This window comes from Pseudomonas sp. NPDC090208, from assembly GCF_044746785.1.
GTDB lineage: Bacteria > Pseudomonadota > Gammaproteobacteria > Pseudomonadales > Pseudomonadaceae > Aquipseudomonas.
In genome coordinates, this window is sequence record NZ_JBIVCU010000036.1 from 1 (window position 1) to 11,986 (window position 11,986).

The following is an 11,986-nucleotide window of genomic DNA, read 5'->3' on the forward strand; positions in this document are numbered from 1 at the left end:
AGGCCGAACGCAGGCGATGTGGAGTGGGTTGAGCGACAGGATGTCGCGAGAGCCGCGTGGGCCATGGATGGCCCATTCGCGGCGGGCCCACGGAGTATTGCCGGAGTGAGGGAATGCCGAGCCTGGGCGAGGCACCGTATGGCGGGGTAAGAAGCCCTTGGTTACTTGGGGCTTTTCCAAGTAACTCGCCGCCAGGCGAAACAAGGCTGCGTTAGCAGACTCGGCGGAGTAACTGACACACCGAGTGCACAGGATTTACGACGACTTCGTCGCCGGTCGCAGGGCAAGCCAGCTCCTACAAGGTCCGCGTAACGTTCCGAGGGCGAAAGAGCGCCGCGTTAGCAGGCCGGCAACTGCCCCCGCGGCACCATCTGCATTGCCAGATAAAGACGCAACAGATCATCCGTCCGGTAAGGATCACAGCCACTGATCTCGGCAATCTTCTCCAGCCGATAACGCAAGCTGTTGCGATGAATCCCCAAGGCATCAGCACACGCCTGACTCTCCCCGCTGTAATCGAACCAGGCACGCAACGTGTCGAGCAACTGCCCGTGATCCTGCAGACGGCCGAGCGGCTCGGCGACCCCCTCGGCCAGCCAGTCATGCCGGTTGCGCCAGAACAACACCGCCAGACGATAGGTCGCCAGCCGCAACAGACGCTGCCGGGGCTGGATCTGCCGGGCGTAATCGATCAAGTCCCGCGCCGCAGCGCATGCCTCACGCAAGGCCGCCAGATTCGCCGACGGCTCGACCGTCGCCATGCGTTGCACCGGCCAACCCTGCTCGTCGAATTGCTCCAGCAACAGCGCATCGTCACGGTCCTTGCCCACCGCGCGACACCAGTAGATCAGCCCCGGATCGCAGGACACGCACCAGCTGTTGGCGTAACGGCCATTGAGCCAGGCCGCCAGTTGTCCACCCCACTGCGCGTCAGCGGGCAGACCGAGCAATACGGCCTGACGCGGCAATTGCGGCTGCAACCCGAGCTGCTCGGCTTCATCGACCAGATGAGTCGCCGTCTCGCCCAGCAACAGCCGCGCCAGCAGGTCCTCGCTGCGTTGATGCCGCCACTGCTGATCGGCCTGCTGACGGCGATGTTCCATCAGCATTTCCGCCGTCATCTTCACCAGTTCGGCGTAGACCCGCACCTGCTCCGGCTCGCCGGTGATGCCCAGCACGCCGACCAGCTTGTCATCGAGCATCAGCGGCAGGTTCACCCCCGGCCGCACGCCGCTGAGCTGTTTGGCGGTGTGCGAATCGATCTCCACCACCCGGCTGTTGGCGAGCACCAGTTGCGCGCCTTCATGGCGGGTGTAGAGACGTTCGGCCTCGCCGCTGCCGATGATGATGCCCAGGTAATCCATGACATTGACGTTGCATGGCAGGATCGCCATGGCCCGATCGACGATGTCCTGAGCCAGGGCGTGATCAAGGGCAAACATGGGCAATATCCAGCGAATGAAGCGGTTGGCGGTTCATACACATCACGACATGTCTTTTTATAAGTGGATGGAGTCTGCCTGATTTTTTGCGGCGATGGCGCAGATTTGCACCAGCCACATGGACAGCTGATCACTCCACCGGCGCCAGCCGCTCACGGCTGTTGCTCAAGTGCGTCCACATCGCCGCCCTCGCCGCATCGGGGTCCTGGCGGCGGATGGCGGCGAGGATCGCCTCATGTTCCAGGTTCGCCAGATAGGCATGGTGAGTCAGGCTGGTACCGGCGCGCTCGCTGGTGGCGATACGGCTTCGCGGGATCACCGCATTGCCGAGGTTGTGCAGGATTTCGACGAAATACGGGTTGCCGGTGGCCTCGGCGATCAGCAGGTGGAAGCGCCGGTCGGCCTCGATGCAACTGTCTTCCTTGGCGAGCAGGTCCTGGTAGTCATCCAGCGCCAGACGCATCGCCAGCAGCTGTTCGGCGCTGCGCCGTTGCGCCGCCAGCGCCACCGCCTGGGTTTCCAGGCCCATGCGCAGCTCGATGATGTGACGCACGCTGAACGCCGTCTCGACTTTCAGGTGCAGGCCACTCTGGGGCGAGCGCGGCAGGACGAAGGTGCCCTTGCCCTGATGGGTTTCCACCAGCCCCGAGGCTTGCAGTTTGGAAATGGCCTCGCGGACCACGGTGCGGCTGACCCCGTGCTGACGGACGATTTCGCTTTCCGACGGCAGTTTGTCCCCCGGCTTGATGGTGCCCATGAGAATGCGCTGGCTCAGGTCCGTGACCAGATCAGTGGCCAGGCTGTGTTGCCGGCGTTTCGGCAGGACCGGTTCAGGTGGTTGCATGTGACGTTGTCCGAACAGTTGTCTTGTAGGCACCGGGAGCAGCCCCCGACGGCACTTGTATTTTTCTGCGGCGACAAGCGTGGCAAATCGACGCACCCGCGTCGACCAAAACCCTTTCCAGACGCCTGAAACCTCGATGCTTTCGGGATTCCATGACGCCCGGATCACTCATCCAACTTGTCATACAGGAAAGACTATCCCGATAAAAATATCTCCACAACCCCAATAAAACCGGTTGCGAAGCGATCTTTTACTTGTATGATGACTGGCAACAAGGGACACACCTTGTCACACACATAGCTACAACCCGCATAAAAATAATCAGTGGGAGTCATCAGAGTGAACACATCCTCATCACGGGTGCATGACGCCAGCGATTCCGCCCTGCAATCGGCGGTCTCCAAGATCAAGCGCCATATCCTGCCGCTGTTCGTCATCATGTTCATCGTCAACTACATCGACCGGGTCAACATCGGTTTCGTTCGTAGTCACATGGAACACGATCTGGGCATCGGTGCAGCCGCCTACGGTTTCGGTGCCGGCCTGTTCTTCATCGCTTACGCGCTGTTCGAAGTCCCCTCCAACATCCTCCTGCAGAAAGTCGGCGCACGCATCTGGCTGACCCGGATCATGCTGACCTGGGGTCTGGTGGCCGCCGGCATGGCGTTCATCCAGAACGAAACCCACTTCTACATCCTGCGTTTTCTGCTGGGCGTGGCCGAAGCCGGCTTCTTCCCGGGCGTCATCTACTACTTCACCCGCTGGCTGCCAAGTGCCGAACGCGGCAAGGCAATCGCCATCTTCCTCAGCGGTTCGGCCTTCGCTTCGCTGATTTCCGGTCCGCTGTCCGGCCTGCTGCTGCAGATCGAAGGCCTGGGCCTGCACGGCTGGCAGTGGATGTACTTCATCGAAGGCATGTTCTCGGTGGGTCTGTGCTTCTTCGTCTGGTTCTGGCTGGACTCCACGCCGCAGGACGCCAAATGGCTGACCCAGGCGGAAAAGGACGCTCTGAGCGAGACCATCGACGCCGAACAGCGTGCCCGTGAAGCCGCCAACCCGGTGAAGATGTCGATCGGCAAGCTGCTTAAAGACCCGCAGATCCTGCTGTTCTGCCTGATGTACTTCTTCATCCAGCTGACCATCTACGCCGCCACCTTCTGGCTGCCGAGCATCATCAAGAAGATGGGCGATCTGACCGACTTCCAGGTCGGCCTGTTCAACTCGATCCCGTGGTTCATCGCCATCGTCGCCATGTACGGTTTCGCCTCGGTCTCGGCCAAGTGGAAACACCAGCAAGCCTGGGTCGCCACGGCCCTGCTGATCGCCGCTGCCGGCATGTTCATGTCGACCACCGGCGGGCCGGTGTTCGCCTTCGTCGCCATCTGTTTCGCGGCACTGGGCTTCAAATCGGCATCGTCGCTGTTCTGGCCGATCCCGCAAGGCTACCTGGATGCCCGCATCGCGGCCGGCGTGATCGCGCTGATCAACTCGGTGGGCAACCTCGGCGGCTTCGTCGCGCCGACGACCTTCGGCATCCTCGAACAGCAGACCGGCTCGATCCAGGGCGGCCTGTACGGCCTGACCGCGACCTCGATCATCGCCGCGATCCTGGTGTTCACCGTGCGCACCACGCCCAAGCCGGGTGCCGTGCCGGTGGCCAAGGCCGATGCCTCGCCCAGCCACTCCTGATGTCCTGAACGTTTGAAACGACGTTGAAAGCTCTGAACCTCATTTATTAAGGCGCTGCATGGCGGCGCCCTGTAACCGCAAGGAATTGAGTCATGACCAACCAGAATTTCGGCAGCACCCCCGTCATCACTGACATGCAGGTCATCCCGGTGGCCGGCCACGACGACATGCTGCTCAACCTCAGCGGCGCCCACGGCCCGTACTTCACCCGCAACATCGTGATCCTCAAGGACAACGCCGGCCACGTCGGCCTCGGCGAGATCCCGGGTGGCGAGAAAATCCGCCAGACCCTGGAAGACGCCCGCTCGCTGGTGGTCGGCAGCACCGTCGGCAACTACCAGAAGATCCTCAACGACGTGCGCCGCACCTTCGCCGACCGTGATGCCGGCGGCCGTGGTCTGCAAACCTTCGACCTGCGCATCACCATCCACGCGGTCACCGGCATCGAAGCCGCCGTGCTCGACCTGCTCGGCCAGCACCTGGAAGTGCCGGTGACGGCTCTGCTCGGCGAAGGCCAGCAGCGTGACGAAGTGAAGATGCTCGGTTACCTGTTCTACGTCGGCGACCAGCACAAGACCAACCTGCCCTACCGCACCGAAAACGACGCCGACAACGAGTGGTTCCGCGTGCGTCACGAAGAAGCCCTGACCCCGGAGCGCGTGGTGCGCCTGGCGGAAGCGGCCTACGCTCAGTACGGTTTTGAAGACTTCAAACTCAAGGGCGGCGTGCTCAACGGCGACGCGGAAATCGAAGCCGTCACCGCGCTGGCCGAGCGTTTCCCGAAAGCCCGTATCACCCTGGACCCGAACGGCGCCTGGTCGCTGAAAGAAGCCATCCGCCTGTGCCGCGACCAGCACAAGGTGCTGGCTTACGCCGAAGACCCGTGCGGCGCCGAAAACGGCTACTCGGGCCGTGAAGTGATGGCCGAGTTCCGTCGTGCCACCGGCCTGCGCACCGCCACCAACATGATCGCCACCGACTGGCGTGAAATGGGCCACGCGATCCAGCTGCAATCGGTGGACATCCCGCTGGCCGACCCGCACTTCTGGACCATGCAGGGTTCGGTGCGCGTGGCGCAGATGTGCAACGAGTGGGGCCTGACCTGGGGTTCGCATTCCAACAACCACTTCGACATCTCCCTGGCGATGTTCACCCACGCTGCTGCGGCCGCACCGGGCAACATCACTGCCATCGACACCCACTGGATCTGGCAGGACGGCCAACGCCTGACCAAGGCGCCGCTGCAGATCGTCGGCGGCAACGTGCAGGTGCCGAAGAAGCCGGGTCTGGGTATCGAAATCGACATGGACCAGGTCGCCAAGGCCCACGAACTGTACAAAGGCATGGGCCTGGGTGCCCGCGACGACAGCGTCGCCATGCAGTTCTTGGTGCCGAACTGGAAGTTCAACAACAAGCAGCCTTGCCTGGTGCGCTGAGGGCGCAGGCTGCTTGAACCGATCCACGTAAATTGCCAACTGGCGACCGGCGCGTAACCCCTTGCGCGCCGTTTTTCTTTCTGCCGCTGCCTGCGCGATCTTTGTGGGAGGGAGCCCTGCTCGCGAATGCAGGCTGGCCTGCACCACAGCAGTGACTGATCTGACGCCTTCGCGAGCAGGGCTCCCTCCCACTTTGATTGCGGGCTGCCGTGAGGACAGCGCAACGCCTCCCCCTTGCCCCACACGGTCCCGTGCTAAGGTTTCAGCACATCGCCCGCCGTGAAGTCATCCATGACCCACCTCACCCGTACCCATCCGCGCCTGATCATCGCCATCCTGCTGGGCGTTGCGGCCGGCATCGCTTCGATCTTCATCGCCCCCGCCACCAGCCTGACCAGTCGCTGCCTGATCGCCTGGAACGTCGCCGCCTGGCTGTACATGCTGTTGATCATGCTGCGCACCTGCAATTCCAACGCCGAAGACGTGCGACGCATCGCCGAGGTCGAGGACGAAAACGCCGGGCTGGTCTTGATGTTGGTCTGCATCGCGGCGCTGGCCAGCCTGGCCGCCATCGTGCTGGAGTTGACCGGGATCAAGGACATGAGCGACGGCGACAAGGCGCTGCATTACGCCTTTACCGGGGTGACCATCGTCGGCTCCTGGCTGTTGACCGGGGTGATCTTCAGCCTGCATTACGCCCGGCTGTTCTACACCTGGGACGGCGAAGACGCCGCGCTGCGTTTCGCCGATGGCGAGCAGAACCCGGATTACTGGGACTTTCTGTATTTCTCCTTCACCCTCAGTGTGGCCGTGCAGACCTCCGACGTCGGCGTCGCCACCCGCGCCATGCGCAGGGTGGTACTGGCGCAGTCGCTGATCGGCTTTCTGTTCAACACCTCGATTCTGGGGTTCTCGATCAATATCGCGGCGGGGTTGTTCAATTGAAGCCAGGCATGCCCCCTCCCCTGTAGGAGCTGGCTTGTCCTGCGACCTGCCGGGAACCGGCAGCAACCCATCCACATTGGCCGTGCCAGACAGACAGCATGTACAGGTTTTACGACTGCTACGCAGCCGGTCGCAGGACAAGCCAGCTCCTACAGGTTTAGCGTCTGCCTGGGGTTCCACTCACTGTTGCGCAGGCGTATGTTGGCGCCCACAAATCCAACGTACTCGCTGAAAGAGGCTTGACCGAAATGACCCAGGGTTCCGCGCTGCGCATTGCCGTGCTCGATGACTGGCAGTCCATCGCCCAGGATGTGGTGGACTGGACCGCGCTCGACTCCATCGGCAGCGTCAGTTTCCTCCATGAATACCCCGCCGACACCGCAACCATGGCCGCGCGCCTGAAAGACTTCGACGTGCTCTGCGTGATGCGCGAACGCACGCTGTTCGACGACGCCCTGCTCAGCCAGTTGCCCAACCTCAAGCTGCTGGTCACCGGCGGCATGCGCAACGCCGCGCTGGACCTCAAGGCCGCCGCCCGCCTGGGCATCACCGTGGTCGGCACCGACAGCTACAAATACGCCGCACCGGAACTGACCTGGGCGCTGATCATGGGCGTCACCCGCAATCTGGTGGACGAAGCCAACTCCCTGCGCGCCGGCAACTGGCAGATCGGCATCGGCAGCGACCTGTACGGCAAGACACTGGGCATCGTCGGCCTGGGCAGCATCGGCCAGAAGATCGCCCGCTACGCGCTGGCCTTCGACATGAAAGTCATCGCCTGGAGCGAAAACCTGACCGCCGAGCGCGCCGCCGAACACGGTGTGACTTATGTCAGCAAGCAGGAGCTGTTCGAACAGTCGGACATCATCTCGGTCAACCTGGTGCTCAGCGACCGCAGCCGCGGGCTGGTGGACGCCGATTCGCTGAACCGGATGAAGCCGACCGCCTATCTGGTCAACACCGCCCGTGGGCCGATCGTGGATGAGGCGGCGCTGATCGACGTGCTGCAACGGAAGAAAATCGCCGGTGCGGCGCTGGACGTCTACAGCGTCGAGCCACTGCCGACCGACCACCCGTTCCGCAGCCTGCCGAACCTGCTGGCCACGCCGCACATCGGCTATGTCACACAGAACAACTACGGCATGTTCTACAGCCAGATGATCGAAGACATCCAGGCCTGGCATGCCGGCAAGCCGATTCGGGTGTTTGCCTGACGGACATTGCTTGACCTGTGGGAGCCGGCTTGCTGGCGAAGGCGTCCGGTCAGCGACATCCTGGTTGCCTGACCGAACGCTTTCGCCAGCAAGCCGGCTCCTACAAGGTTTTTCATCCGATCAAATATTTCATCAAGGAGCCAGATGAATGACCACCTCCCTTTCCCGCTTGCCCTCCGACCCACGTGCCGCGCTGCTGGTCATCGACATGCAGTACGACTTCATGCCCGGCGGCGCGCTGGCGGTGGCCGAGGGCGACGCCCTGGTGCCGCTGATCAATCGCCTCGGCGCGCAGTTTCGTAACGTGGTCATCACCCAGGACTGGCACCCGGCCGGCCACATTTCCTTCGCCTCCAGCCATGCCGGGCGCGCACCGTTCGACAGCATCACCCTGCCCTACGGTGCGCAGACCCTGTGGCCGGACCACTGCGTGCAAGGCAGCCACGGCGCGCAACTGCACGCCGAGCTGCAGATTGCCCACGCGCAACTGATCCTGCGCAAAGGCTGCAACCCCGGTATCGACAGCTACTCGGCGTTCGTCGAAGCCGACCGCACCACCCAGACCGGCCTGGCCGGCTATCTGAAAGAGCGCGGCATCGACAGCGTATTCGTGGTCGGCCTGGCGCTGGACTTCTGCGTCGCCTGGTCAGCACTGGATGCCCGCGCGGCCGGTTTCAACACCTGGCTGATCGCCGACGCGTGCAAGGCCATCGACCTGAACGGCTCGCTGGACAAAGCCTGGAAGGACCTGACGGCGGCAGGCGTAATCCGCATCGACAGCGCCGATCTACCGACATGAACACCAATTTGTAGGCGCTGGCCTGCCCTGCGAGCGGCGGGGAACCCGTCGTAAAACCTGAGAGCGCGCTTTACCTGACCCACCGCGTTCAACGGATTTACGACTGCTCCGCAGCCGCTCGCAGGACAAGCCAGCTCCTACAGGTTTTGTGATTTCTCCCGATCGCGAACGACCGCCAGCGCCGTGTGTCTCAAGCAACAGCACGGCACACTGCGAGATTCGGCCATGACACAAGAACAAGACGGCAAGACCCCTGGCCTGACACCGGAGGAAGAACGCGATATCGACGAAAACCAGCCGCCCCGCGCTGCCGTTCTGCACGAGACGATCCGAATCCAGGGCGATCAGGAGCTGGAGCGCAACGTCGCCGCGCTGTTCTGGTCGGCGCTCGCGGCAGGGTTGACCATGGGCCTGTCGCTGATGGCGATGGGGCTGCTCAACGCCCGGCTTCCCGACGGCGATGCCTTCAAGGTGATCGCCAGCGTCGGTTACAGCGCAGGCTTCCTTGCGGTGATCCTCGCCCGCCAGCAACTGTTCACCGAAAACACCCTGACCGCCGTGCTGCCGGTGATGACCAAGCCGACGCTGAACAATTTCGGCCGACTGTTGCGGCTGTGGACGGTGGTGCTGGTGGGCAACCTGTGCGGCACGCTGCTGGTGGCCTACGTGATGCTGGAACTGCCGATTTTCGACAGCAAGACCGACGAAGCCTTTCTGGCCATCGGGCGCAAGGTGATGGAAAACGACGCCTCGTCGATGTTCGCCAAGGGCATCGTCTCCGGCTGGATGATCGCCACCATGGTCTGGATGATCCCGTCCATGGAAAACGCCAAGATGTGGATCATCCTGATGATCACCTACCTGATGGCGCTGGGCGACTTCACCCATATCGTGGTCGGCTCGGCGGAGGTGTCCTATCTGGTATTTGCCGGTGAGCTGTCATGGCACGAATTCTGGACCGTGTTCGCCGGGCCGACCCTGGGTGGCAACATCATCGGCGGCAGTTTTATCTTCGCGCTGATCAGCCATGCGCAGATCAGGAGCGAGAGCGGTGCGCCTCCCGGGAAGCAGGCCTCAGACCGCCCTCGCAAAGCCGATACAAAAATGTAGGAGCGTGGCTTGTCCCGCGACCGGCTGCGGAGCAGTCGTAAATCCAGTGAATGCGGTGTATCAGATATATCGCACGGGCAGGTTTTACGACGGGTTCCCCGCCGGTCGCGGGACAAGCCACGCTGCTACAGGGCCAACCTAGGGCCAACCTAAATAATTTTTAAGAAATCCCGACTACGTTTAAAGGCAAACTACAGCCTTCTGTCGCAACATGGTTCAGGCAATCCAATGACCCGAATTCTGACAATCGAAGACGATGCCGTCACCGCCAAGGAAATCGTCGCCGAACTGAGCAGCCACGGCCTGCAGGTGGACTGGGTCGACAACGGTCGCGAAGGCTTGGTGCGCGCGGTCAGCGGCGACTATGACCTGATCACCCTCGACCGCATGCTGCCGGAAGTCGACGGTCTGGCGATTGTCACCACCATGCGCGCACTGGGCATCGCCACGCCGATCCTGATGATCAGCGCCCTGTCCGATGTCGACGAACGCGTGCGCGGCCTGCGCGCCGGCGGGGATGACTACCTGTCCAAACCTTTCGCCTCCGACGAAATGGCCGCCCGCGTCGAAGTGCTGCTGCGCCGCAGCAACCCGGTGACCCAGGCGGAAACCATGCTCAAGGTCGCCGATCTGGAGCTGAACCTGATCACCCGCGAAGCGACCCGCGCCGGCCAGCCACTGAACCTGTTGCCGACCGAATACAAGCTGCTGGAATTTCTGATGCGCAACAGCGGCCAGATCATCACCCGCATGATGATTTTCGAAGAAGTCTGGGGTTATCACTTCGACCCCGGCACCAACCTGATCGATGTCCATATCGGTCGCTTGCGCAAGAAAATCGATCCCCCTACCCTGACGCCGCTGATACGTACCGTTCGAGGCTCAGGTTATGTCATTGCCGAACCCGTCTAAGGGCTGGCGCTCCTCCAGCAGCCGGCTGCTGGCGCTGTACAGTTTTCTGTTTGTCGCCTGGAGCAGCATCCTGCTGGGGGTGCTGTACTGGGAAGTCACCAGCTACCTGAACACCCTCGCCCGCCACTCGCTGATGCAGCGCCAGCAACTGTTCTCGCGCTTCGAAGGCGCGCAGCTGGATGACGCCCTGACCACCAGCGACAAGTTCGACATCCGCACCGTGGACGCCTACGGCCTGTTCGACAAGAACCTCAAACCGATCAGCGGGCCGGTGCGGGCGATCCCCGAAGGCCTGACCCTGGACGGGCAGATCCAGGAACTGGACACCTGCATCCAGTCCGACGACCCGAACCTGCCGCCTGCCAGCTGCGATGCCGTGGCCGTTCATACCCTGGATGACCGCTGGCTGGTGCTGGTGCGTGACAACGGCTCGCTGTTCGCCGTGACCACGCTGATTCTGCGCGCGCTGCTGTGGGGCATTTCGCTGACCATCATTCCCGGCATCGCCGGCTGGCACTTGCTGAGAAGACGCCCCTTGCAACGGATCAGGGCGATTCAGGCCAGCGCCGAAGCCATCGTCACCGGCGACCTGACCCGCCGCCTGCCGGTGTCCAACCGCCGCGACGAACTGGACATGCTGGCCGACATCGTCAACGCCATGCTCGACCGTATCGAACGGCTGATGAACGAGGTCAAGGGTGTCTGCGACAACATCGCCCACGATCTGCGCACGCCGCTGACCCGCCTGCGTGCGCAGCTTTATCGCATTCAGCAGCAGTCACCGGAAGATTCGGCCCAGGGCGAGCAGATGGCACAGGTGATTGCCGATGCCGACACGCTGATGGCACGTTTCCGCGGCCTGCTGCGCATCTCCGAACTGGAGGACCACCAGCGTCGTTCGGCCTTCGGCCAGCTCGATCCGCGGCCTCTGCTGCAGGAGTTGCATGATTTCTATCTGCCGCTGGCGGAAGAAGGCGGCGTCTCGCTGCAACTGAAAATCGCCGAGCATCTGCCCCCCGTCGTGGCAGACCGGGCGCTGCTGTTCGAGGCATTGTCGAACCTGCTGAGCAACTCGATCAAATTCACCCCGCCCGGCGGCCAGGTCCTGCTGATCGCCCGCGCCGAAGGCGACACTACCTTCCTCGAAGTGCAAGACACCGGCCCCGGCATCCCCGACGCGGAACGTGAAGCAGTGTTCAAGCGTTTCTACCGCAGCGAGAGCGGCAACCAGCAGAGCGGCTTCGGCCTGGGCCTGTCCATCGTCGCTGCCATCGTCAACCTGCACGGCTTCAAACTGCGCATCGGCAGCAGCCCCTCAGGTGGCGCGAGCCTGGTGCTGGAGTGTCGGCAGGTGTTGGCGTTGGGGTGATCCCTCCTCTGTCTGATCTCTCCCCGTAGCAGTCCGGCTTGCCGGCGGCGGCATTTTCAAGATCGCTACCGCCGGCAAGCCGGACTGCTACGGATCAGCGCCCCCCATCTGCTTTTGCTTCTGGCCGAAGGCCGTGGGAGGGAGCCAACTGTCTTAAGCCTCCCACCCGACTAACGGCTGGCAGGCGAGTCTTGCCATGGTTTTCCATCCCGAACCATGGCGTTCA

Annotated in this window: 10 protein-coding genes; 8 read left to right on the top strand and 2 right to left on the bottom strand. The window is 62.7% G+C overall.

The genetic code is table 11. The features are described from left to right. Window positions 1-338: 338 nt before the first annotated feature. Both ACIPL0_RS30815 and ACIPL0_RS30820 read right to left on the bottom strand, forming a co-directional pair. Complete coding sequence (locus ACIPL0_RS30815; RefSeq protein ID WP_400603051.1) at window positions 339-1,442, bottom strand: CdaR family transcriptional regulator; 1,104 nt, start codon at window positions 1,440-1,442, stop codon at window positions 339-341. Window positions 1,443-1,572: 130 nt separating this feature from the next. Beyond that, a complete protein-coding gene (locus tag ACIPL0_RS30820) occupies window positions 1,573-2,286 on the bottom strand; it encodes a FadR/GntR family transcriptional regulator (protein ID WP_400603050.1) in 714 nt (237 codons plus the stop codon). A gap of 339 nt (window positions 2,287-2,625) precedes the next feature. Here ACIPL0_RS30820 and ACIPL0_RS30825 point away from each other — a divergent pair, with 339 nt between their 5' ends. The 8 genes from ACIPL0_RS30825 to ACIPL0_RS30860 all read left to right on the top strand — a co-directional run bounded on the left by ACIPL0_RS30825 (window position 2,626) and on the right by ACIPL0_RS30860 (window position 11,760). Then, the gene (locus ACIPL0_RS30825) at window positions 2,626-3,975 is read left to right on the top strand and encodes an MFS transporter (protein ID WP_400603049.1); all 1,350 of its coding nucleotides are present in this window, start codon (window positions 2,626-2,628) and stop codon (window positions 3,973-3,975) included. 92 nt (window positions 3,976-4,067) lie between these two features. Next, the gene (gene gudD, locus ACIPL0_RS30830; RefSeq protein WP_400603048.1) at window positions 4,068-5,411 is read left to right on the top strand and encodes a glucarate dehydratase; all 1,344 of its coding nucleotides are present in this window, start codon (window positions 4,068-4,070) and stop codon (window positions 5,409-5,411) included. 291 nt (window positions 5,412-5,702) lie between these two features. Then, the gene (locus tag ACIPL0_RS30835) at window positions 5,703-6,356 is read left to right on the top strand and encodes a DUF1345 domain-containing protein (protein WP_400603047.1); all 654 of its coding nucleotides are present in this window, start codon (window positions 5,703-5,705) and stop codon (window positions 6,354-6,356) included. A 248-nt stretch (window positions 6,357-6,604) separates the two neighbouring features. Then, window positions 6,605-7,570, top strand: coding sequence for a D-2-hydroxyacid dehydrogenase family protein (locus tag ACIPL0_RS30840; protein ID WP_400603046.1), 966 nt, complete (start codon window positions 6,605-6,607; stop codon window positions 7,568-7,570). Window positions 7,571-7,718: 148 nt separating this feature from the next. Further along, a complete protein-coding gene (gene pncA / locus ACIPL0_RS30845; RefSeq protein WP_400603045.1) occupies window positions 7,719-8,369 on the top strand; it encodes a bifunctional nicotinamidase/pyrazinamidase in 651 nt (216 codons plus the stop codon). 225 nt (window positions 8,370-8,594) lie between these two features. Beyond that, entirely contained in the window at window positions 8,595-9,479 is an 885-nt protein-coding gene (locus tag ACIPL0_RS30850) for a formate/nitrite transporter family protein (RefSeq protein ID WP_400603044.1), read from the top strand. A 228-nt stretch (window positions 9,480-9,707) separates the two neighbouring features. Then, window positions 9,708-10,391, top strand: a complete 684-nt coding sequence (locus ACIPL0_RS30855) for a response regulator transcription factor (RefSeq protein ID WP_400603043.1) — start codon at window positions 9,708-9,710, stop codon at window positions 10,389-10,391. Beyond that, entirely contained in the window at window positions 10,369-11,760 is a 1,392-nt protein-coding gene (locus ACIPL0_RS30860; protein ID WP_400603042.1) for a sensor histidine kinase, read from the top strand. Before ACIPL0_RS30855 ends, ACIPL0_RS30860 begins: the two co-directional genes overlap by 23 nt. The last annotated feature ends 226 nt before the right edge of the window (window positions 11,761-11,986 follow it).